This is a genomic window from Bifidobacterium sp. M3-N-101 (assembly GCF_023656805.1).
GTDB classification, from domain to species: Bacteria; Actinomycetota; Actinomycetes; order Actinomycetales; family Bifidobacteriaceae; genus Bifidobacterium; species Bifidobacterium breve.
On the sequence record NZ_JAMOKQ010000007.1, the window covers coordinates 68,779 to 92,098 of the forward strand.

General features: G+C 58.6%; 21 protein-coding genes and 1 tRNA gene. 7 read left to right on the forward strand and 15 right to left on the reverse strand.

Features of this window, described 5'->3' with window-relative positions; genetic code table 11:
- Positions 1-103: 103 nt before the first annotated feature.
- The 13 genes from NBH12_RS06965 to NBH12_RS07025 form a co-directional block, all read right to left on the reverse strand.
- Positions 104-313, reverse strand: coding sequence for a helix-turn-helix domain-containing protein (locus NBH12_RS06965; RefSeq protein ID WP_032684878.1), 210 nt, complete (start codon positions 311-313; stop codon positions 104-106).
- 497 nt (positions 314-810) lie between these two features.
- Positions 811-883, reverse strand: a tRNA-Asn gene (locus tag NBH12_RS06970).
- Positions 884-994: 111 nt separating this feature from the next.
- Positions 995-2,038, reverse strand: a complete 1,044-nt coding sequence (gene tsaD, locus NBH12_RS06975) for a tRNA (adenosine(37)-N6)-threonylcarbamoyltransferase complex transferase subunit TsaD (protein WP_003829524.1) — start codon at positions 2,036-2,038, stop codon at positions 995-997.
- Positions 2,035-2,634, reverse strand: a complete 600-nt coding sequence (gene rimI / locus NBH12_RS06980) for a ribosomal protein S18-alanine N-acetyltransferase (protein WP_015438869.1) — start codon at positions 2,632-2,634, stop codon at positions 2,035-2,037. Before rimI ends, tsaD begins: the two co-directional genes overlap by 4 nt.
- A gap of 14 nt (positions 2,635-2,648) precedes the next feature.
- Complete coding sequence (tsaB, locus tag NBH12_RS06985) at positions 2,649-3,530, reverse strand: tRNA (adenosine(37)-N6)-threonylcarbamoyltransferase complex dimerization subunit type 1 TsaB (RefSeq protein ID WP_003829527.1); 882 nt, start codon at positions 3,528-3,530, stop codon at positions 2,649-2,651.
- A gap of 56 nt (positions 3,531-3,586) precedes the next feature.
- Positions 3,587-4,153 carry a tRNA (adenosine(37)-N6)-threonylcarbamoyltransferase complex ATPase subunit type 1 TsaE gene (tsaE, locus tag NBH12_RS06990; RefSeq protein WP_025263012.1) on the reverse strand — a complete coding sequence of 189 codons (567 nt, stop codon included), beginning with the start codon at positions 4,151-4,153 and terminating at the stop codon, positions 3,587-3,589.
- Between the two features lie 8 nt (positions 4,154-4,161).
- Positions 4,162-5,133, reverse strand: coding sequence for a DNA polymerase III subunit delta (gene holA / locus NBH12_RS06995; RefSeq protein WP_003831786.1), 972 nt, complete (start codon positions 5,131-5,133; stop codon positions 4,162-4,164).
- A gap of 78 nt (positions 5,134-5,211) precedes the next feature.
- Positions 5,212-6,918, reverse strand: coding sequence for a ComEC/Rec2 family competence protein (locus NBH12_RS07000; RefSeq protein ID WP_016462852.1), 1,707 nt, complete (start codon positions 6,916-6,918; stop codon positions 5,212-5,214).
- Positions 6,915-7,682: a ComEA family DNA-binding protein gene (locus tag NBH12_RS07005; RefSeq protein ID WP_230473572.1), complete on the reverse strand. Its 768-nt coding sequence runs from the start codon at positions 7,680-7,682 to the stop codon at positions 6,915-6,917. Before NBH12_RS07005 ends, NBH12_RS07000 begins: the two co-directional genes overlap by 4 nt.
- A gap of 85 nt (positions 7,683-7,767) precedes the next feature.
- Positions 7,768-10,731, reverse strand: coding sequence for a leucine--tRNA ligase (gene leuS, locus NBH12_RS07010; RefSeq protein WP_003831784.1), 2,964 nt, complete (start codon positions 10,729-10,731; stop codon positions 7,768-7,770).
- 42 nt (positions 10,732-10,773) lie between these two features.
- Positions 10,774-11,655: a transporter substrate-binding domain-containing protein gene (locus NBH12_RS07015; RefSeq protein ID WP_015438875.1), complete on the reverse strand. Its 882-nt coding sequence runs from the start codon at positions 11,653-11,655 to the stop codon at positions 10,774-10,776.
- Between the two features lie 12 nt (positions 11,656-11,667).
- The gene (locus NBH12_RS07020) at positions 11,668-12,618 is read right to left on the reverse strand and encodes a magnesium transporter CorA family protein (RefSeq protein WP_003829540.1); all 951 of its coding nucleotides are present in this window, start codon (positions 12,616-12,618) and stop codon (positions 11,668-11,670) included.
- Between the two features lie 179 nt (positions 12,619-12,797).
- A complete protein-coding gene (locus NBH12_RS07025) occupies positions 12,798-13,643 on the reverse strand; it encodes a histidine phosphatase family protein (protein WP_003829541.1) in 846 nt (281 codons plus the stop codon).
- A 68-nt stretch (positions 13,644-13,711) separates the two neighbouring features.
- On the opposite strand from NBH12_RS07025, the gene NBH12_RS07030 reads away from it, so the two are divergent.
- A complete protein-coding gene (locus NBH12_RS07030) occupies positions 13,712-14,983 on the forward strand; it encodes a THUMP-like domain-containing protein (RefSeq protein WP_016462850.1) in 1,272 nt (423 codons plus the stop codon).
- Between the two features lie 81 nt (positions 14,984-15,064).
- Here the strand turns inward: NBH12_RS07030 and NBH12_RS07035 are convergent, their stop codons facing one another.
- Positions 15,065-15,469, reverse strand: a complete 405-nt coding sequence (locus tag NBH12_RS07035; protein ID WP_052789000.1) for a pyridoxamine 5'-phosphate oxidase family protein — start codon at positions 15,467-15,469, stop codon at positions 15,065-15,067.
- A gap of 234 nt (positions 15,470-15,703) precedes the next feature.
- Here NBH12_RS07035 and NBH12_RS07040 point away from each other — a divergent pair, with 234 nt between their 5' ends.
- The 6 genes from NBH12_RS07040 to NBH12_RS07065 all read left to right on the forward strand — a co-directional run bounded on the left by NBH12_RS07040 (position 15,704) and on the right by NBH12_RS07065 (position 21,894).
- Entirely contained in the window at positions 15,704-16,639 is a 936-nt protein-coding gene (locus tag NBH12_RS07040) for a DMT family transporter (protein WP_016462848.1), read from the forward strand.
- 74 nt (positions 16,640-16,713) lie between these two features.
- Positions 16,714-17,412 (forward strand): nitroreductase family protein, encoded by a 699-nt coding sequence (locus NBH12_RS07045; protein ID WP_015438880.1) that lies wholly within the window; start codon positions 16,714-16,716, stop codon positions 17,410-17,412.
- A 171-nt stretch (positions 17,413-17,583) separates the two neighbouring features.
- Positions 17,584-18,816 carry a hypothetical protein gene (locus NBH12_RS07050; protein ID WP_250819316.1) on the forward strand — a complete coding sequence of 411 codons (1,233 nt, stop codon included), beginning with the start codon at positions 17,584-17,586 and terminating at the stop codon, positions 18,814-18,816.
- A 26-nt stretch (positions 18,817-18,842) separates the two neighbouring features.
- Complete coding sequence (locus NBH12_RS07055) at positions 18,843-18,998, forward strand: hypothetical protein (RefSeq protein WP_171842849.1); 156 nt, start codon at positions 18,843-18,845, stop codon at positions 18,996-18,998.
- Positions 18,999-19,293: 295 nt separating this feature from the next.
- Positions 19,294-20,592, forward strand: coding sequence for a glycoside hydrolase family 125 protein (locus NBH12_RS07060; protein ID WP_016462846.1), 1,299 nt, complete (start codon positions 19,294-19,296; stop codon positions 20,590-20,592).
- Positions 20,593-20,658: 66 nt separating this feature from the next.
- Positions 20,659-21,894 carry an AGE family epimerase/isomerase gene (locus NBH12_RS07065; RefSeq protein ID WP_016462845.1) on the forward strand — a complete coding sequence of 412 codons (1,236 nt, stop codon included), beginning with the start codon at positions 20,659-20,661 and terminating at the stop codon, positions 21,892-21,894.
- Positions 21,895-22,004: 110 nt separating this feature from the next.
- On the opposite strand, the gene NBH12_RS07070 is transcribed toward NBH12_RS07065, so the two are convergent.
- Positions 22,005-23,114: a LacI family DNA-binding transcriptional regulator gene (locus NBH12_RS07070; RefSeq protein WP_016462844.1), complete on the reverse strand. Its 1,110-nt coding sequence runs from the start codon at positions 23,112-23,114 to the stop codon at positions 22,005-22,007.
- Positions 23,115-23,320: the final 206 nt, after the last annotated feature.

The window sequence follows — 23,320 nt, forward strand, 5'->3', positions numbered from 1 at the left end:
GCAATGCGAACGATTCAAAAGTTTGGCGACTAGGGAATCGTTCAACATTGGATGTGTTGCATACGCCCGGTTTCGATGTTCCAGATCGAGACCGGGCATTTCCTTATCGGACAAACACCCCCTCACCCTCGCTCAATTGAGATGGATACATAACGTCAAAAGGAATCCCATACTCAGTGTGCAGAATCATCGCACGCCTCATGCTGAGGTCTCTTTTGTAGTTGACGATGCGTGAAACGGTCGAGACGGAAACGTTAAGAGTGGCGGCGACCTGCTCTTGGCCGATACCGCGTTCTTTGAACCAATCATTCATCGGCGTACACACCTCCAGCCTCCATTTTTGTAATACTTTTTACGACCTGCAAAAAGTGTACGACAAACTTGCACTAAACGCAAATCGAGAGGTAATATATTTTGCAACAGGTAAACATATTGTTGTAAAGGTTAAAAATGACCAGTATTGAAACAATGCCGGGCGTCAGCCCCAAGGCGCGAGCCGCATACAAGTTAAAAGTCGTTTCTTTCAACGTTCAGCAGCTTCTGGCCGCACAAGCGAGAGAAGGCAAAAATCAAACTGAGATGGCAAGCTATCTCGGGATAAAGCCTTCCGGTATGTCCCTCAAGATCTCTCGCGCAAACTGGCGATTTGAAGAGGTTCTTTTGGCTGCGGAATATCTTGACACTACGGTGGACGAACTGTCTAACGATGCGATTATGCGCATGATGCTCGGAAACAAGAAAGCCGATCAGATGCTCATGGATATAAATACAGAAAAAGCCACCGGCAACACGCCGATGGCTTCCAATGAGCTCCTGCGGCTGGGCTTGAACCAGCGACCGTCCGATTAACAGTCGGATGCTCTGCCAACTGAGCTACGCAGGAATAAGTTGTTTTGTGCTTAAGATTTCTCTCGCGCACAAGTCACATAGTCTACACGTACCTGAGGAAAATACAACTTACATGCGTGTCATGCATGTCGCGCATGATTCGTTATCACATCGAGACCTTGGTCAGGGTCATGGCGGAGTCGATTGGGAAGTCGGGGGCGCTGGGTGCCACGCCGGCTTCGACCAGGTTCACGCCGAGCATGGCGACCATGGCACCGTTGTCGGTGCAGAGCTTGATCTGAGGGATGCGGACGTCGACACCGTAATTCTCGCCGAATTCGAGTAGTTTGGCGCGCAGCTGCGAGTTGGCGGAGAAGCCGCCGCCCACGATCAGCGTGTTGGAATCATACTGCCGGCAGCCGCGCATGGCCTTGCGAGCCAGCACAGTGGCCACGGAATCGGCTAGGGAGGCGCACACGTCATCCACTGGAATCTCATGGCCGGCGGCCTGTTCGCTTTCCACCCAGCGGGCGACAGCGGTTTTGACGCCGGAAAAGCTGAAATCGTATGGGTGTGCAGCACCGGCCTTGCCCTGGGTCAAGCCCATCGGGACCTTAATGGCATGCGGGTCGCCGTTCTGGCCGTGACGGTCGATGTGCGGGCCGCCCGGATAGGGGAAGCCGAGCAGACGGGCAACTTTGTCGAAGCACTCCCCTGCCGCGTCGTCCAGCGTGGTGCCCACCACGTCGATCTTGCGCGGCAGGTCCTCCACGTGCAGCAACGAGGTGTGGCCGCCGGAAACGATCAGAGCCAGCGTGTCTTTGGGGAACGGGCCGAACTGCAGCTGGGTGACGGCAATGTGGCCGATCACGTGGTTAATGCCGTAGATCGGCTTGTTCGCCGCCCACGCTAGCGCCTTGGCGCCGGAGACGCCCACGGCTAGGCAGCCGGCCAGTCCGGGGCCGGCGGACACGGCGATAGCGTCCACGTCAGCCAACGTCATATTCGCGTCGGCGAGCGCCTTGGACACGCACGGAACGAAGGCCTCGGCGTGCGCGCGGGAGGCGATTTCGGGAATCACGCCGCCGTACCGCGCGTGTTCCTCCATGGAGGAGGCCACCACATTGGAGAGCAGTTCGCGGCCGCGTACGATGGCGGCTGCGGTTTCGTCGCAGGTGGATTCAATGCCCAGTACAACCGGTTCGCTCATCGTGCTTCTCCGTTCGTAGTAGTGTTCTCGTTCAATGTGTTCGTATCGTTCGACGCATGTTCCGTGCCCGCGCCGCTCACACCCGATGTCGTTCGTGTTGATACCGTCTGCGCCGGTGCAAAGCCCACGATCCTCGGCTTCAGGTCCAGGCTCATGGTGTACGCGTCAATGCCTTCGGGCTGATAGTACCGTTTGCGCAATCCCATACGTTCGAAACCGAAGCGTTGGTACAAAGCCAGCGCGGGCTCGTTGTCCACGCGCACTTCGAGCAGCATGCGCGCGGCGCCCTGCCGTTTCGCCTTGTCAATCAGCGTCTTGAGCAACGCGGCGGCGATGCCTTGCCGTTGGTGCGCCTTGCCCACACCAATGGTCATGAGTTCCGCGTCCTCGCCGTCGTACCAGAAGCCGGCGTAGCCGCGAACAACAGTCTGTTCCGTCTCGCCAAACACGTCGAGCAGATATGTGCGGGTGGGTGCATCCAGTTCCTCGCGCACCATGTTCTCGTTCCACGCGCCACGGCCGAATAGTTCGCCTTCCAACTGTGCGATGGAGTGAACCGCAAGATCACGACTTACGGCAGTGATGTCAACAATCATCGAATCAACCCGTCTCACGCCTTATCGGCGCCGGCATGGCCGAGCACGTGCTTCAGCGGGTTCGGCACTTCGGCGTCCGGCCGGCGCAGGTACAACGGTTCGACCGGCACGTCCCTGTCGCCGCGCAGTTCGCGGCTCAGTGCGGTGGCCGCAAAGGCGGCAAGCCCGGCTTTCCCGGCATCCAATATAGATCCGTCCGCCACGGAGCCCAGCGCGCGCAATCCCTGCCAGACGGACGCGTATTTAGCCGCGCCGTGGCCGGCCACGTCTACCACGTAGCTGACGCCGTCACGTTCGCCGTATTCCGCGAGCGCCGCGTTCACCCGTTCGACGATATGCTCCGGATAGTCGATGTCCATCTCGATCCAGCGTCGTTCCGCGGCCTCCTCGTCCGGCCGGCTGATGCTGCCGTGGTTGAGCGAGAAGTACAGCTGCTTGCGGCGCGCATCGTTGACGCACAGCGTAACATGGCGGTCGAGCTCGTGCTCCTTGGCCTCGGCGTCCGAGTCGTCACCATCCGACTGATGCGAGCCCAAGCGCGGCACGTCCGCCAGAAAATCGATGCCGTCGAACAATTCGTCGCCATCCAATACGAAGCTCATCATCTCGCCTTGCGGGTCGAGCACGTTCTGTCCGACGAGCTTGGCCCCGGTGGCGAAGGCCAGTGCCTTGGCGGCCACGATGCCAGCGCGCAGGCCGGTGAACGGCGCCGGGCCGATGCCCACGACGATCTCCTCGATATCGGTGGGGGTCAGGCCGGCTTCTTCGACCGCACGCGCGATATTGACCTGCAGCTTCTCCACATGGGTGCGCGAATCGGTCTCCACAATGGGCTCTCGACCTACAATGCCGACCGTCGAACCGAATGAGGTGTCAATCACCAGCGTGCAACCCATGAATCCTCCTAGTCATAAACCTCTAGAGAGTGTACATCGAGGAGTCTATGGGCGGATTATCGTAAGTCGAACGACTCCCATCGCGCGCCCACCGGTACGAACGTGACCGTACGAACACCATCGCTGGTCAGTTCGCCATTCATGTCATCCGACACGACGGCAGCTTGGTCGAGCGGACGGTCGATATGAACTTCCAATCGTTCCGGAGCCAGTGCGGTGGCCATCTGCTCGCCCCACTCCATGAGCACCACCGTGTTCTCGCCAGGGTCTTCAAGCTCCTCATCAAGACCCAAAGACTCAAGCTCGTCAAGCAACCGAGCGACGGCATCCTGACCGGGGGCATAAGCCGAACCACCCAAACGATAGGCATCCACATGCACCAGATGTGCGGGAGTTCCGTCCGCGAATCGTCCATCAAGCTCGCGGGCGATGGTAAACGTCGGCGAGACAATAGGCTCGGTAATGCCGAGTCCAGCGCCGAATCCTTGCGCAAATGTGGTTTTGCCTGCGCCAAGAGGTCCGGAAAGCAACAACACGTCGCCGCCGTGCACCAATCCGGCGATACGCCTGCCAAGATCTTGCATGGCTTCGCTAGTGGAAGCCTCAATCACGTGTTCACTCATCAACTGCCCTACCGCCCTTTATGACTGATGTCTTCGATGCAACGCTCCAGCGCATACATCGGGTCGCCACCGTTTGTCTTACTCTGCTCATCGGCCCAGGCGAGCATGCGGATGCAGTGCGCAAGACCGGGAGAAGTCCACCCGCCGAGTTGGCGCATCGCATTTTTGAGCACCCAGGGATTGGTTTTCGCCTCGGCCTGCGAAATCGTGCCGGCACGTACGGCCGATGCCTTGGCGATGGTTCTGAGCTTCATAGCCAATGCACCAATCAATGCAATGGGGTCGGTTCCTTGTTCCACTGCCGCACGCATCATAACGATGGATTCAGCGGTACGACCTTCAACGGCTTTGTCCGCCACGGCAAAGCCAGTGACCTGCGGGTTGGCGGTGAGATACTGATTGGCACGGTCGAGTCCAATGGGATTGTCCTCAAAATCAAAACACAATTGCTCGCACATGGCCGCAAGCTCGCCGGTTTTGCCGCCAAGCACGGACACAAGCTGTTGGGCCGCCATCGGCTCCACCCTGCGTCCGCGTTTCTCGAATTCGCCGAGCACGAAATTCAACTGCGCATCCGGCTTCTTCAAGTCGGGCACGTCCACCTTGCGAGCGCCAGCCTTGGTCAGCTGATCGATGATCTTGCGCCCCTTGACGCCGCCTTCATGCTGACAAATGACGATGCTGGAGCCGTTCGGGTCTTTGGCCGCCTGTTTGGTGTAGGAGACCAGGGTTTCGGCGAACTTTTCATCGGCGTTTTGCAGATTGATGATTTTCACTACGGCGGTGTCGGAAAGCAGTGAAGGACTGACAGCCTCATCGAAGGCGTATTGGTCGGCCGAGGTGGCGTCGAGTTCGATGAGTTCGGCATCAGGGCGGGCCTGCAATGCCTGTGAGCACAGTTCCTTGGTTCGCATGCCGTTAAGGTACGAGTCGCCTCCGGGCACCACGGTCACCGGTGCATTCGCTACTGTTTTCGCCATGCCCCCATCTCGCCACACAGGTTGGACAATGTATGCCAATCCGGTCTATTCCTCGACCTCATACGCGGGCATCTTCTTTCACGAAGAATCACCGGACAAGAGCCGCCGAGATTCCTCGATCCACAAAGTCAGGCGCACCCGCCATACCGAACCGAAGCGCATACCGGGAAGACCGGCTTCCGGCTGCCGTACACGCTTCACTTGACGAGTAACCAGCACCAACAAGGCTCCTATGCCCAGCTCCGCCAGCAGTATCAGCGCAGCGCCGACCACGCCATCTTTCCACGGCAGTGTGGCTATCTCGTTGCTTCCCAGCCACATCGCCACACGTTCCATCACCAATGTGCCCCATGACGACACCCATGCGAACACGCCCGCCAACCACGGCATGCACCATGCGAGAGCCAACGACATCAAGCCGGTGATGGTGGACAGCCCCACGAATGGCGCTACCAGTAGGTTCGCCGGTACGGACAATAACGGCAATTCCGGTTCCATCAGCACCTGAATTGGCAGAGTGAACAGCTGTGCAGCGATGGTCATCGCCATCATCTCCGCAAGACTATGCGGCAATACATGCCCCAGTACGCGACTCAACCGCCCGGCAAACAGCACTATGCCCAGCACTGCCGCCGAAGACAGTGCAAAGCCGTAACTGGTCGACATACCCGGACTCACCACCAACACCCCAACCACCGTCCAGCACAGGGCGCTCAACGCTTGGGATCGCCGACCCATCGCATGCGATGCGGCACCCATCATGCCCATGATGAGTGCACGGGTGACCGAATCACCGGGGAACATCGCCGCAGCCAACAGCACGTACATGCTTGCGATCATCACTGCGGTCAGCCGCCGGTCCATCAGCAGCCACCTGCCAAGCCGACGGACCAGTCCCGCCAGCAGTACAAAATGGCCGCCGGATACGGCCATCAGGTGCATGATTCCCGATTTGCGGAACCGGTCTTCAAGTATGTTCGCATACGTGGCGTGAATCGGCATGGATTGCGAATCCGTGCCGACATAATCCTGCCCAAGTACACCCATCGTCAATCCCGGCACCAGCACACGACCCTGATCGGGCAATTGCTCGGTAACCATGAAAAACTCCTGCTGCATGCGGGATATCAACGCATAATGTAGCGGCGGATCTCTCACCTGCGCCAACGGCTGGCTGCCATCAACCAGCAGCCATAATGGCATGCGGCCATACCTCGCCTGCTGCAAAGTGCCCACCAGACGATACGCCGCGCCCCTATGCATGCGCGCGCAATACGGGTCATCGGCATACACGCGCGCTTTGGCGACCGAGCCCCTATCCGTTCCTCCAATCACGATGACGCTGAATCGCACATCCGCCTGACAGTCATAACCACGCTGGTCCGAAGCGACCACAGGTGCCGTCACTGTAGCCGTAATCGCACTCTGCACGCTGGATTGCCGAGCTTGGGTCATTGCCGGATCGTGCCAGGCGATGGTGTCTGCCGCAATCGTCGTCATGCTGCCGACGCACGCCGCCGCAATACAGACAGCCAGTACACCGGGCCAGCGCATGCGTAGGTGATGGGCCAGCAATACTACCAATATCAACACCAGACACGCCATGCCGCCCGGGAGCAAACGCTCCCAACCGATGCCATCCGAGGGCAACGCATCAGCCTCGCGCTCCGACCACCAGGCAAACGCGCTATGCGAGCCCAGACTCGCCGCCCACATGGTCAAGGCGACCGGCAGCATGCGCCAATCGTGGCTCCCCTGCTCCCGCAACGCCCAATCCATGCTCATCTGACTGTCACCTGCCCTCGTATCTTCTCCAAGGTTTTCGAGCCAATGCCCTTGACGCCGAGCAGTTGATCAACCGAGGCGTATCGGCCGATTGTCTTGCGATAATCGATGATGCGCTGAGCGGTCACCGGGCCAACACCCGTAATGGTTTGCAATTCCGCCAGACCGGCGGTGTTGATGTCAACAAGCCCATCATCAACGGTTACGGCACTGTTCTCATCCGTCTGTGTTTCCGGGAGTTGCTCAGGATCCGGCTCGACATCGGTCATCTCGTCCGAATCGGAGGAAGACTGCGGCCTCTGCTGCGTTGCATTGGCATTGTTAGGGGTTTCGACGGCAACATTCGATAGCGCGGCCAAATGCATTGATTGTTGAATCAACAGGGTCAGACTGATGCCCAGCGCGGCAACCAATAACAGCACGACGGCCAGGGCCTGATGGACATTGAACGTCAGCCGCGGCTTGTCCCGTAAACGATGGACTGCACCATCGGCAGCATCCGTAGAACGTACGCCTATCAAATCGGATAGTGATTGTCGGCCGTTTTTGGATCGAGCGGACGAGCGGCTCGAGACAGCCGCTGCCGGAGGAATATCAATAGATTTTGCGCGACTCGGCTGAGGTGGTGGCTGGGGAGGCCCAGCCGCCGCTCGGCCGCTGGCCCCAAAGCTTGACCGAGGAACGGGCATGGCTTCTTCCGCCCTGCACAGGTCTCGCAGTCGGCGGTTGGCATCGATGGTCTTGCGGTTACGAAAAACGCCCATGAATCCACGCTGATGGATTCATGGGCGTTTGTCTAGCTGAAATGGGGTATGTGGTTCTAGCTTATGAAGTTATCCACAATGAGCGTCACTCAGCGGGAACGATGGAGACGATCTTGGGGGCCTTGACAATCACCTTACGCGGCTCCTTGCCGCCAAGACGGTCGGCGACGGCGGCACGCGCCTGCTTCTCGAGATCGGCCGGGTCGATGTCGACCGGCACTTCGAGCTTGGCGCGTACCTTGCCCTTGATCTGCACCACGGCGGTCACGGTGTCGTGACCCACGTAGCGCTCATCAGCCACCGGCCACGGCTCGGCGGACAGGGAATCGGCGTGGCCGAGCTTGTTCCACATTTCCTCGCAGATGTGCGGGGCGATCGGAGCGAGCATCAGGATCAGCGGCTCGACGGCGGCACGCGGCACGGCCTTCAAGCCGGTCAGGTGGTTGTTGAGCACAATCAGCTTGGCGATGGCGGTGTTCGGGCGCATGCCCTCCATTTCCGCGGTCACTTCGGCGATTGTGTTGTTGAGTAGCTTCAGGGTCTTCTCGTCCGGGGTTTCCTCGGACACGTGCACCTCACCGGTGGTCTCGTTCACCACGTTGCGCCACAGACGCTGCAGGAAGCGCATGCCGCCGACCACGTTGCGCGTGTTCCACGGGCGGGACTCGTCCAGCGGGCCCATGCTCATCTCGTACAGGCGGAAGGTGTCGGCGCCATAGTTCTCGTACATGTAGTCCGGGGTCACGATGTTCTTCAGGGACTTGCCCATCTTACCGAACTCGCGGTTGGCGTGTTCGCCGTTCCATGTGAACGTCGGTTCTCCGGAAGCGTCCGGTTCGCCTTCCACGACCTCGTCGGCCGGCACATACTGGCCACGGTCATCGGTGTAGGCGTAGGCCTGAATCATGCCCTGGTTGAACAGCTTGTGGAACGGTTCGGCCGAATCCACGTAACCGAGGTCGAAGAGCACCTTGTGCCAGAAGCGGGAGTAGAGCAAGTGGAGCACAGCGTGCTCGACGCCGCCGATGTACAGATCCACGCCGCCTTCGTCACCCGAATACTTGTTGTGGTTCGGACCCATCCAGTAGTCGAACTCGTCCTTCTCCACCATGTGCTTGGTGTCGGTCGGGTCGATGTAGCGCATGTAGTACCAGCAGGAGCCGGCCCAGTTCGGCATGGTGTTGGTGTCGCGGTAGTAGGTCTTGACGCCATCGCCCAAGTCAAGTTCGACCTTGACCCAGTCCTCGTTGCGGCTCAGCGGAGCCTCCGGGTCGGATTCGGCGTCCATCGGATCGAAGGTGCGCGGCTCATAGTCAGGCACGTCGGGCAGGTTGATCGGCAGCGCGGAATCCGGCAGCAGATGCGGGGTACCGTCCTCGCCGTAGACGATCGGGAAAGGCTCACCCCAGTAGCGCTGGCGGGAGAACAGCCAGTCACGCAGACGATAGCTCACCGTGCCCTTGCCGATGCCGGCAGACTCGAGCCAGGCGTTGACCTTGGCGATGGCGTCGTCCACGCGCAGGCCGTCGAGGGAGAGAGCGTCGCCCTTGGCCGCGGTGGCTTCGACGAAAGAATTGATCACGATGCCGTCATGGGAGACGAACGGCGCTTTGCCCTCATAGTTGGCTAGGTCGTCGCCGGATTCAGGCAGAGGCTTGACGGTGTAGATGACCGGCAGTCCGAACTTCACGGCGAAGTCGTAATCGCGCTGGTCGCCGCCAGGCACGGCCATGATGGCACCGGTGCCGTAGTCCATCAGGACGTAATCAGCGGTGAACAGCGGAAGCTTAGCACCAGTAATCGGATTGGTGGCGTACAGGCCCGTGAACAGACCGGTCTTCTCGCCGGCTTCGTCAACGCGGTCCTTGGCGGTCTTGGCCTCAGCAGCCAAACGATAGGCCTTCACTGCCTCGACCGGGTTGGCATAGCCGCCCTTCCAATCCTCGGGCACATCAGCCGGCCATTCGGCAGGTACGTTCTCCAGCAGGTGGTGTTCCGGGGAAACGACGGCGAACGTGGTGCCGAACAGCGTGTCGGGACGGGTGGTGTAGATTTCCATGTCCTTGCTGCCATCGGCGGTGGCCACGGTGAAGTGCACGGAAGCGCCGTGGGATTCGCCGATCCAGTTGCGCTGCATGAGCTTGACCTTCTCAGGCCAATTGATGCCATCGAGATCCTCGATCAGGCGGTGGCCGTACTTGGTGATGCGCATGGACCACTGGCGCAGCTCACGCTGGAAAACCGGGAAGTTGCCTCGCTCGGACTTGCCTTCGGCGGTGACCTCCTCGTTGGCCAGCACGGTGCCCAGACCCGGGCACCAGTTGACCGGGGACTTGGAGATATAGGCCAGGCGGAAGTCGTTCAAAATGTCCTGCTGTTCGGCCTGGTCGAGGTCGGCCCACTTCTTGCCGTCGGACTCGTGACCTGGAATGGCCTTCTCGCCGGATTCAAACTTGGCAACGAGTTCGGCGATGGGGCGTGCGGAGCCCTTGGAACCAGAGGGGTTGGTGGCGTCCTCGTCATACCAGGAATCGTAGATGCGCGAGAAGATCCACTGGGTCCAGCGCACATAACCGGGGTCGATGGTGGCGAAGGTACGGCGGTTGTCGAAGCTCAGGCCCATGCGGTGCAGCTGGCGGCTCATGTTGGCGATGTTCGCCTCTGTGGTCACGCGCGGGTGCTGGCCGGTCTGGACGGCGTACTGCTCGGCAGGCAGACCGAAAGCGTCATAGCCCATGGCGTGCAGGACGTTCTCGCCCTTCATGCGGTGGTAACGGCTCACCACATCGGAGGCCAGATAGCCCAGCGGATGACCTACGTGCAGGCCCTTGCCGGACGGGTATGGGAACATGTCCATGGCAAAGTAGGCGGTGCGGCCTTCGGCGTTGCGACCTTTGCCGTCCTTCAGATCGCCATTGACGTTGGCGGCCCAGAAGGTGCCTTTCTCATCCCAGATCTTCTGCCATTTGTTCTCGATATCCTGCGCCAGCGCGGCGTTGTAGCGGAAGTTGGGCTCTTCGGTTTGCGTGCTCTTCTCGTTGTCACTCATAAATCAGCAAGGTAGCCGCGCAACTGGACACGTCGTCAATCGTTATTCAGCATCCGAGACGATGGCCTGCGGGTCGACTTCCCGTGTGACCGTAAGCCGAGTTTGCCGCTTCAATTCAGCCCGCGCGGACTCCCAGCTGCCATCTGCGATCATGTCCTTGAGCGCTTCCGAGATTTTCTGCGCCAACTGTGGAGTCCCTTGGCTTACGGCGATACCGTATTCGACCGAGCCCTCATCCTGCAGCACGGTCATATATTGCGGGCCATTGGCCTGTCGCAGACCGGACAGCACCGCCATGTCGGAGGCGATGGCATCTGCTGATCCGACCTGCACCGCGGTGACGCATTGCGCGTAGCTGTCCCGTTCCTGGAATTGGGCCTTGGGATGGTTCGCGCGGAACAGGTCGGCGGTATCATCGCCTTTCACTATGCACACCATGCGGTCGGCGATGTCACCGATGCCGTCACCCGCCTGCGCAAAATCAGCTCGGTCGTCAGTCCTGATCAACAGACCCACACCAGTGCGCAAGTAGGGTCCGGCAAAATCCGCTTCTGCCTTGGAACCATCGGTAATCGCCCAGGATGCGACGACCATATCCACTTGCCCGTTGTTCAGCATCGACGCCCGGTTTGCGGGCCGTACCTGCTTGAACACGATTTGCTTGTTCGCATAGCCGAGTTTGGCCGCCACATATTTGGCGACGCTAATGTCAAATCCCTCATAGGTGCCGTCATGCCACGCGCCTATTGCCGGCTCATCCGCAGCAACGCCAATTGCAAGCGTTGGTCCTTCCGGCGAACCGTTGACCGTGGTCACCTGAATCTGACCACATCCAGACAGCATCAGCGCGAAGCCCAAAGCAGCAGCAATCCCCGCAACCAGACGGGTGCGGATGCGGCGGCGCAAACGGAACCAGTTGGTCATGGATGAACCGGCTTATTTGAACATGCGCGAACGGGTGAGGAACCAAGTGACCAGAATCGAGAGCGCCACCGAAATGACGACAATCGTGATGAATCCCCACGGCTTATCGCTGAACGGCATGCCGAGCATGCCTCCTTGGAAGTTCATGCCGTACATCGAGAAAATCAGGGTCGGAATGGACAACGTGATGGAGATGATGGTGAAGATGCGCATCACATTGTTCAGGTTATTGGACACGATCGAGGCGAATGCATCGGTCATGTTCGCAAGAACGCCGCTGTAGATGTTGGCCATCTCGATAGCCTGTTTGTTTTCGGTGATGACGTCGTCAAGCAGATCCTCATCGTCCGGATACTGCTTGATTCGGCTTAACGTGGTGAGCTTCTCCATCACGATTTCATTCGATTTCAGTGACGTGGTGAAGTACACCAAGGTCTTGCTCAGCTCCATGAGCATCACGATTTCACGGTTCTGCATGGAGTGGCGAAGCTTCAATTCGAGCTTGTCGCTTTCGCGGTCGATGATACGCAGGTAACGCAGGTACATGGTGGCGTTGCGGTACAGAATCTGCAGGATGAACCGCGAGCGCATGAAGGTGTTGAAGCCGCGGATGGTGCCTTCCATGAACGGATGAAGCACGGGGGTGTCCTGCATGCAGACGGTGATGATGAGATTCTCGGTCACGATAATCGACAACGGGATGGTCTCATACCAGTCACGGCCACCGCGTTCTTCCACGGTGGGAATATCGACGATGATCATCGTGTATTCGTCTTCGACATCCACACGTGAACGTTCCTCGTCATCCAGGGGGGCGCGCAGGTCAGCCAGATCGATGCCGGTTTGCGAGGCGACGGTGGCAAGTTCCACATCAGTGGGTTCACTGAGACACAGCCAAGAGCCGTTCTCCGGTTTCTCGATCTGCTCCACTTGGCCATTGATTGAGCTGAAGATTCTCAGCATGTCGTCTCACCCGCCTTTCGCGCTTTCCTACTGTTCTATCGCTGTACGGTTCCAAACCGAGAATAGTCTAAACCTACCGTTTGAATTTGCGGCGAACGCGTTCATACTGTGTTCCATGTCCCCACGCCAACAGCCGATATGCGGTTGTGCCATGCGGATATGGCGACTAACGTATCCGGTCACCACACAATCGGCTGCCAGCCTGGCATGTGCGGTCCGCGCAGGTCGGCGGGCCCGTTCTCCCAGTCTGCGCAATCGGCAATGGCGGGTGCCTTGTTGTATTCTTCCAGCTCCCACAGTGGCTGCTCCGTCGATTGGCCATTGACGCTGTGACGCACTTTCAGTCGGCACCAACAGGCGTTGCGCATGGCACCAAGCGCGTTCATACCGTCAGGATCCAGATCAAGCAGATTGGCAATGGTGGCGGTAATCCATGAGCCATGGGTGACCAGCATAAGCGTGGTGGGCGTGTCATCCGCATAAGCCGAATCACAGACCAATGCGCGCACTGCGTCGGCTCCGCGCTTGCCGACTTCGGCGCGACTTTCCACCCCGTGTTTGGTTTCCCCGCCAGTGTGGTGCTTCCAGGAGGCGTAGTCCTCAGCGGCCACGGCTTTGATCTCAGCGCGGGTCAGGCCTTCCCATTCACCAAAGCTGCGTTCGCGAAGACGGCGATCGCAGACCACCGGCAATCCCAACACATCTGCAAAGGCGTGAGCGGTCTGTTGCGCGCGAAACAGATCGCTGGTCAATACCACCATGCGCCGGCCGGCTGCCGGAGCTTCCTCATATTGGTGAATATCGGTACGTTCCGCGGCATCCGGTCCGGGCTGCGCGATGGCTTCGGGATGAGAGGCCAGACGGTTTACCTTGGCCCAGTAATAGCGTGAGGCGAGCGCGAATCCGGTTTGGTCGACCTGCCATTGGCCTACGATGTCGAGCGGCACATCGATTTGGCCTTGCAAACGATGTTCGAGATTGTATTGGGTGCGGCCGTGGCGCAGCATCATCACTTCATCAATCATTGGCCTGTCACCTCGTTTGTTGCGGATGTCTGACGTATTCATCTCACCATGACCCCTAGAATGGCCGCATGGAGATTTCTGAGTCGACCTGGGCGTTTATCGCCAAGCATCGCTGTGAGGATGTGCGCGATGTGGCTTTGCATGCCAAACGTGGCGATGGCATTGATCTGTCGTTTGCCTTGGAGCAAATAGCTGGCTGGCAACGCGCTTCGGTGAAATTGCCTGATTGGGCGGCTTGCGATGGCCTGATTTTCCCTCCGCAAGTGCCTATGGAACAGTGTTCTTCACAGTTCACTGCCCAGTACAAGGCTCGGCTCGCCCAACATTTGCTGGAAAACCAGCTCGCTGATGCTGATGCATCCGACTCGACTTCTCTGGTTGACCTTACCGGTGGGTTCGGCGTTGATTTCTCGTATATGGCTCGGGTGTTCGGCCATGCCACCTATGTGGAACGGCAATCCAATCTTTGCGATATCGCCCGTCATAATTTTCCGCTGCTTGCGCTTGCTCACGCCGAGGTCATCAATGACGATTCCACGGCGGTGTTGAGGCAGCTTGCCCCGGTTTCCATGATTTTTCTAGATCCGGCGCGCCGTGACGATCACGGCTCACGCACGTATGCGATTGCCGACTGCACGCCTGATGTACTGGCCTTGCAGGACTTGTTGCTCGCCAAGGCTCCCCTCGTCATGGTCAAGCTCTCCCCCATGCTTGATTGGCATAAGACCGTCAATGATTTTGCGGGCGCGGTGCACGAGGTGCATATCATCTCCACCGGCAACGAATGCAAGGAACTGCTGCTCGTGCTGGAGCGCGAACGCTGCGCGGCGCCTCGCGTGGTATGCGTCAACGATGAGCAAATATTGGAATATGAGGCGAACCATGGTAGTACCGAGGATACCGACGGTATTGCGCATGCCAGCAGTGATGGCGAAGAGCCATTGGCCGGCACTCGCACAGGTGCTATCGGAGCCGACCGTTGGCAGTATCTTTATGAGCCCAATGCCTCCATCATGAAGGCCGGTTGTTTCGCTGTGATCAGCCAACGATTCGACGTTCACCCGATTGGACCGAACAGTCATCTCTTCGTATCAGCAAAACCCGTTGATGGATTCCACGGACGATCGTTCGCCATCGAATCAATCGCCACGATGAACAAACAGGAGCTGAAGCAGGCTTTGGCCGGACTTACGCATGCGAATATCGCCGTGCGCAACTTCCCGCTTTCCGTGACGCAATTGCGCAACAAACTCAAACTCAAGGACGGCGGCCACACCTATCTGTTTGCCACCACGGATGCGCAAGGCCGGCACCTCGTCCTACGCACCCAGAAACAATAAAGCTCCCTCTGATGAGGGAGCTAGCTCGCGAAGCGAGACTGAGAGAGAACAGGTGTAGTCTGCCCCAACGGAAGGAACCAATCAGTCCTTGACGATGGTCTTGCCGGCGGTCGGACCGGAAGCCAGGTTCTGAATTTCGGTGACTTCGAGCACCGGAATCACGGCCGGCTTCTTGGTGCCCTTTTCTTCGGCGACCTTGACCTGCTCGTTGTAGATATCGTCGTCAACGTGCAGCACCACGTTGCCACGGAAGCGGTAGCCCTGCTTCTTCTCGAGGTTGGCGAAGGCGATGACCAGCGGGGAGCCGTTCTTGAGGTTCTCGTAGTGCTGGCTAGCGGTGCGCTCGTGGTAGGCAATGTGGGTGTCGTCCAGCACGAACAGGGACATCTTCGGGCCGAGATCCAGTTCGCCGTCCTTAGAGATGGTGGTGATCCAGCCGAGGTTGTTCTGGATGAATTCCTTGATTTCCGGAGTGATGACTGCCATGTCGAATCCTTTCATGGGTATGAGTACGACGTGTTGTTCCACTCTCAAGGGTAGCGGTTTTCTTCGCTGCCGGCACGGATGTTCGCTGTGAGTAACCTCACCTTCACACTGCTTTCATTCGCCGTTCACCGCCGGAGCGCAAGGCTCGCAGAATCCTCTTTTTGACTGGTAGTTCCCGTAATCTGAGAGCCGAGAGAGCCACAAGTTTTCCGTTTTTTCTAAGGTGAGTGTGTGATGGGTTTGATCGAGCGCTGCAACCGGCTGCGTAGTCGTTGGTCACGTAGTTTTCCGCCGAATCTCGCCCGTCTGATGTTGCTGGCCTGCGCTGCGCTGTGGGGAGGCAGCTATCTGCTCGCCAAATTCGCCATGACGGCGATCCCGGCGCAATGGCTGATGGCCCTTCGCATGTTCGGCGCCTGCATGTGCATGCTGGCTTTATTCCACAAGCACATCGTGCCATACCTGACGCCAAAGATCATCGTGCCGGCGCTGGTGGTCGGGCTGACCTATTGGGGCACGATGATCACGCAGACCATTGGATTGCAGACCATAGAACCGGGTCGCAGCGCTTTTCTGACGGCTGCCTATTGCGTCATTACCCCATTCGCCACATGGATTATCTCCAAAACCAAGCCGAGAGCCATCAATCTGGTCGCCGGCGTGATCTGCCTGACCGGCGTTGGTTTCGTGTCGTTGAAGCCGGGAGGCTCGCTCTCCTTGAGTTCCGGCGACTGGCTTACCATCGCCACGGCGGTTATTTTCTCCTTCAACCTGACCTGTCTGGGCGTCTATACCAAGCGTTTTGATCCGATTGCCGTCACCTTCGTGCAATTTAGCGTGGCCGGAATCCTGTTCTTTATCGGCGCGTTGGCCACCGAACCCGCGCCTGATGCAGGATGGCTGGCACCTCCGGTGGTGGCCAGCGTGTTGTATCTGTTCCTTGGTGCCACGATGAGCGCGCAAATCATGCAAAATATCGGCCTGGCCCACGTGCCGGCATCGCAAGCGTCAATCATCATGTGCACGGAGAGCCTGTTTGCCGTATCGTTCTCCGCACTGTTCTGGGGCGAGCGCATCCTATGGAGTTCGTTGGTCGGTTTTGCGCTGATTTTCGCCGCCGTGCTGATGTCGGTCATCAAACCGACCAAATATTCGCTGCATCGTAACTAATTGCCCAATGCCGTCACTATCATGGTGACGTTTGCGGCGTGTTGTGTCGCCGTCATCATGAGGAGGAAATCAGCATGAATCTGCTTGAGTCCATGCAGAAACGCCATGCCGTGCGCGATTACAACGACGAACCGCTCACCGCGGAACAGGTGAATACCCTTGATGAGGCCATTGCCGCCGCCAACGCCAAGCAAGGACTCGATATTCAACTCATCCATGATGTCGATGACGCATTCGGGGGCTGCCCGACCCACTATGGCCGGTTCAAGAATGTCCACAATCTTATTGCGCTGATTGGTACTGACTCGCCTAGCAATGAGGCCATACTGGACGAGAAGGTCGGGCATGCCGGGCAATTGCTGGCATTGACTGCCGTCTCTCTTGGACTCGACACCTCATGGGTGGTACTGCATGAGACCGCTGATCATGACGGCGCGTGGACGCTCGCCGAAGGGGAACGTATGCCCGCCGCCATTGCGCTCGGGCATGGCAACCGCCCCGGCCGGCCGCATCGCAGCAAACCGGCTAAGGAACTGGGAGCCGTAGAAACCGGCGATTACGCGAATGCACCCGACTGGTTCAAGCGGGGCGTTGAGGCTTCGATGCTCGCGCCCAGCGCGTTGGGCAAGCAGCCGTTCCGTTTCACGCTGCTCGCGGACGGCCGCACGGTAAGGGCCGAAGCATTGGAAGGCGTACAGCCGGAAATCGGACTGGGTATCGCCAAGCTGCATTTCGAATTGGCGGCCGGCACCGATAGCTTCGTGTGGGCATAGTCGTTCAATCGTGTTGTGCCGGTTGAGCCTATGACGAAACCGGCCATATAGCGCCACAATACGCAACGCGTATAGGCTCTATGTGAAGGTTTTGCAGGGCACTTGTAAGCATTTCGTCACTTTCAGAGGGCCTTCAGCAACCTTCAAGCACAGACATCTACCGTCGTATGCGTGAAGAAGTTTTTCGAAGGTCTTTCCATTTCCTCGATCGTGGCCGGAGCCCTTGCTGCCGTCACCTCATTCCTGTTGGCGTCGAAGATCGGCATCGCAGGTTCGGTGATTGGCGCCGCGGCCAGCTACATCGTGTCCGCAGTCGCCACCAACATCTACCAAAACGTGTTGCAGGCTTCTGGGGAAAAGCTTCAGAGCGTCGGTTCCACGGATGATGACGCCGCCGAGCACGGCGAATCGGATGCCGGTAGCAATGATTCCTCACCCACATCTGAAACGAAACTTCCTGCAGCCTCCGGCGATGCGGCGGATGCCCAACAGAGCGACGATATCGATCGACCCGCGCGGGTTGAAGCGGCAGCCAGCGAAAATCCCGAAAACACCATGGTTGCTGCAGCCGCGGCAGGTGAAACTACTACCAGCCTCGGCACCGCTTCCACACCCGCTACACGTGAAGCGACCACCGGCCTCGGCACCGCCTCTGCACCAGCTGCGGGCCGTCGCACACCTCGCGAGGTTGTTTCTCGCCCGACTGCACAGCGTTCGCGCCACACGTATTCCGTCAAGGAACTGCGCGCATCACGCCGCAATCCCAAGCGCACAGCTGTTATCGTAACCGTGGTATCCGGCCTGTTGGCCGTTGCCGTAACGGCCGGCATCGTGCTGCTCATCACCCAAGGCAACGGCACGGACAGCGTAGTGCGCGACTGGATCTCCCCCACAGTCACCACGCCTTCGCCCGAGCAAACCGAGTCCCCATCGACTCCCCAGCACACGCCAACGGACAACACCAATACACCGAAGAGCAACGGCACCACGACCGAGAACGACTCCGCTCCCTCAGGGTCGTCCAACTCCGATAGTTCGTCTGGTTCCACCGATTCGTCCGGCTCCACCGGTACTGGCTCCGGCAACACGAATACCGAATCCGGCACCAACAGCGGCACGGAGACCAACGGCAACACCAATTCAGGAACCGGCGGAAACTCCGGCTCGAACTCAACGGGTTCCGGCAACAGTTCGACAGGCTCCAGCAGCCCATCCGGCAACAGTTCGACAGGCTCCAGCAGCCCATCCGGCAACAGTTCGACAGGCTCCAGCAGCCCATCCGGCAACAGTTCGACAGGCTCCAGCAGCTCATCCGGCAACAGTATCGGCAGTTCCAAGTCCAAATCCTCCAGCTCGAGCACAAGCAGCAGCGCCGGCACTGATATCGACGTCATCGGCGAATGACGTGGGGCAATGCGAAACTTGGACGTATGACTACAGTTATCATGCGCACCTGCGAAGGTGACATGCGCATGATGCTTCTTCTTTGGGATGTGACATCAGGAAACAGATCACTGGAAATCGTTGAAATTCCAATCAAAGCCACTCCAAGAGCCCTGAACAATCCCGATTTTCCCGAAAAATAGAATCCCCGAGGCCGCAGGGCGGCACCTTATTCAAAATCACCGGCGTAGGCAATTACTCTTTCTTCTAATGGTTTTTCAAGAAGCAGAGAAAGACAAAACAACCGATGTCCAACGGAGACAGGAAAAGACGAAAATGGGGATGCGTCGTCGCCTGCAAGGACGCGGACGAAAGCATCGTCTCCTGGTGCACTCAGAACCGCGCTCTTCACATCCTTCCGCGTGTCTTCAACTAAAGCGGTTTAGAATAATGCTGCTCCCTTGATATGTATATCCCTCAAACAAAGAAGTTGAATTTATGACGACCACCGCGATACCGAAGTCGGTCTCGGATTTCATGCAGCACATCACGGATCTGTGTGGCACCGAACACGCCGCCTGGGCCGAGAACTTCAACGCATGCTTTGCCGATACCCTGACCACCACGGTCAAACGGCATGACGACGGCACCACATTCCTGCTCACCGGCGATATCCCGGCCATGTGGCTGCGTGATTCGACCGCACAATTGCGCCCATATCTGGCCCTTGCCGCCGAAGACGGCGACATTGCGAGCCTGATCGCCGGTCTGGTGCGGCAGCAGTTCCGCTACATCACCATCGACCCGTATGCGAACGCCTTCAACGAGGAGCCGAACGGCGCTTCCTGGGACAAGGATGATCAGTCCGACTTCTCCAGTCCCTGGCTTTGGGAGCGCAAGTACGAGGTGGACTCGCTGTGCTACCCCATTCAGCTGGCTTGGATGCTGTATGCGAACACCGGCAACACCGATCATTTCAATGACGAATTCATTGCCGGCGTCAAGAAGATTCTTGACGTCTTCGAGACCGAACAGCATCACGAGAACTCCCCGTATTTCTTCATCCGCGACACGGACATTCCCACCGAATCGTTGAGCAACGATGGCAAGGGGTTGCCGGTGGCGTACACTGGCATGACCTGGTCCGGCTTCCGCCCCAGCGACGACGCCTGCACCTACCACTATTTGGTGCCCTCGAACATGTTCGCCGCCGTGGTGATGGGCTATCTGGAACGCATCTTCGGCGGTGAGATTCTGGATGATGCCGATATCGCCGCACGCGCCGGCGAGCTGCGCCGCACCATCACCGAAGGCATCGAAAACCACGCCAAGACGACGAACCGCAATGGAGAGACGATTTACGCGTTCGAGACCGACGGCCTGGGTCACGTCAATGTCATGGACGACAGCAATGTGCCCTCCTTGATGGCGGCCCCTTACTTGGGATACTGTGCACCGGACGATCCGACCTATCTGGCGACCCGACGCACGCTGCTCAGCGACGAAAACCCGTACTATTACGAGGGCGAGTATCTCAAGGGCATCGGCTCACCGCACACCCCGCCGCACTATGTGTGGCCCATCGCCCTGTCTATCGAGGCGATGACCAGTGACAACAAGGACTTCAAGGCGCATATCCTCGACCGTCTTGTAACCACCGACGCCGGTACACATCTCATGCACGAAGGCATCGACGTGGACGATCCGACCAAGTACACGCGCGAATGGTTCAGCTGGTCGAATATGATGTTCTGCGAACTGGTCATGGACTATTTCGACATTCACGTGAAGCACTAAGACGTGTCCGCCGCATGCTCATCGCGCACCCACCGCATGTTCTCATTAAGGAAAGGAACAATCATTATGACCAATAACCCACGTTATACGCTCGGCACCGAAGCCAACCGCATTTTCATGGCTTCCGAAACCTACGAGCTGCTGAAGTTCGGCAAAGGCTTCCCAGCGCCGGATGGCGGTTCCGGCTGGCTGAACGCCGACGGCACCCTCGACCCCTCACACGGCGTCGAAACGTGGATCACCAGCCGTATGGCCCATGTGTACTCGATTGGCGCCATGCTCGGATACCCGGGTGCGGGCGAGCTGGCCGACGCGGCGCTCAGGGGATTGACCGGCATTCTGCACGATGACGAGCACGGCGGCTGGTATCCGCAGGTGTTCGCGGACGGCACCCATGCTCCGGGCAAGGTCTGCTATGCGCATGCCTTCGTGATACTCGCCGCATCCTCTGCCCTGCTGGCCGGACGTCCGGGTGCCAAGGAACTGCTTGACGAGGCGCTTGCCACGTATGACAAGCATTTCTGGGATGACGAAATCGGTTTGGCCGTCGATACCTGGAACACCGAATTCACCGAGCTCGACCCGTACCGTGGTCTCAACGCCAACATGCACACCACCGAGGCATTCCTAGCCGTGGCGGATGCCACAGGAGACAACGCCTATCGAGTACGCGCCGGACGCATCATCGATCATGTGATCGGCTGGGCGAAGCACAACGAGTGGCGCATCCCCGAACATTTCAAGTCCGATTGGTCGCTGGACCTCGAATGCAACGTCGACAAGAAGGATGATCAGTTCAAGCCGTACGGCGCCACGCCGGGTCACGGCATCGAATGGGCCCGCCTGATCACGCAGTGGGCGTTGAGCTCCTTTGCCAACCTTGACGGAGCACAGCCGTACGTCGACGCCGCCGAACACCTGTTCGCGCGTGCCGTGGCCGACGCATGGAACGTCGACGGCGCGCAGGGACTCGTCTATACGACCGACTGGAACGGCATGCCGGTGGTCACCGACCGCATGCATTGGACGGCGGCCGAATCGTTGAACACCGCCGCCACGTTGCACGCCGCCACCGGCGAGGCACGATATGCCGACTGGTACGCCACATTCGCCCGCTACGTCGACGAGCACGTCATCGACCACGAAGGCGGATCATGGTTCCACCAGCTTGACAAGAACAACCACGTGATCGGCACGGTCTGGCCGGGCAAGTCCGACCTGTACCACGCCTTCCAGTCCACGCTGATTCCGTTCCTCGACCCGGCCGTGTCCATCGCCACCGCGGTCAAGAACGCGGCCTGACCGGCAATATCTTAGCCTTCTTATCTCCTCCTTCAACGACGTTGGCCCCCGCTTGATAACGAGGGCCAACGTCGTATGGATTGGAAGTGCTGACTCAGAATCGGTGGTTTCTATATTCCACAGGAGTTACAGGGTTTGGCCGTGCTGTCCCTGACCACCAGTTTCGGGGTGAGGATTCGACGGTTGCCGCTCACCTGTTCGCCGGCGAGCACTTTGAGCAGCAGTTTCGCCACTTTGGCACCGTATTCACTGGCGTCACGATGCGCTGAGGTAATCGACGGGTACGCTGCCTCACAAATAAAGCTGTCTTCAAAGCTGACAATAGCGGGCAACCCGTTCGGATAACCCGCAGATTGCCCCTCCCCTGTTTTCAGTTGCCCGGTGGTATATGCTTCGGCCATGGCATGCAGACTGGCCGCGGCAAGAATTTCCGTCTCGTAGATGAATGCAGTAGGAGGCTTCGGCGAACGCAACATCTCCAGCGTAAGCATCGCGGCCTGCTCGGCATCGAAATTCGTGAACTCGATGTTGATGGATTCCAGTTTGCGCCGTTTTGCGAACGACCGAAACGCCGACACACGCCCCTGCGAATAATCGAGATTGGAATCGCCGGACAGATAGGCGATACGGCGGTGCCCCAGTGACGACAGATGTTCAAGCACGGTGCCCATGGTGCGCGAATCATCGATGGACAGCGACGGTACATAATTGTTCGGATCAGGGCCACCGGCCAGAACCGCACGCACACCCAGTTCCTTCAGCAGTTTCGGGCGTGGATCGTCGGCTCGCAGATCAACCAGAATCACCCCGTCCACACGCTTGCGTGACGCCCAGTCCCTGTAGACGCTCATCTCCTCGTTCAGCGAACGGCAAGGGCGATACAGCAAGCCGTATCCCTTAGGGCTGAGCGAGGTATGCACACCGGCCATGAAGTGCAACATGAAGGTTTCGTCCGTGAGTCCCTGTGCGGAGCGTGCGGGGGCAAAGCCTATGGTCATGGTTTTCGACGAGCCCAACGCTTGCGCGGCATAGACCGGCGTCCACCCAAGTTTGGCCGCAGCCTCCTTGACTCGTCGTTTGGTTTCCGCGGAAACACCAGGCCGATCGTTGATGGCAAAGGACACCGCGGTTTGCGAAATGCCCAACTCATCCGCGATGTCTTTTAAGCTCACACGCTGCGTGCCTGTGGACGATGGTGATGCCTCGCGAGCAAATCCCATGAATAATCCTCCTTGCAGCCACGCTGCGAATACCACGCTACAACAGATTATTTCCCACTTTGGGCCGCATGTAATCAGCTGTGTTCTAATACCTATGATATCAACAACTAAAACGTTTTAGTCTATGGGTCTCAGCATATGTTCGGATATAAAAAGCGGGATATAGGGGGTGTCTACAGGGACAACCACCCCATATCCCGCTTAAG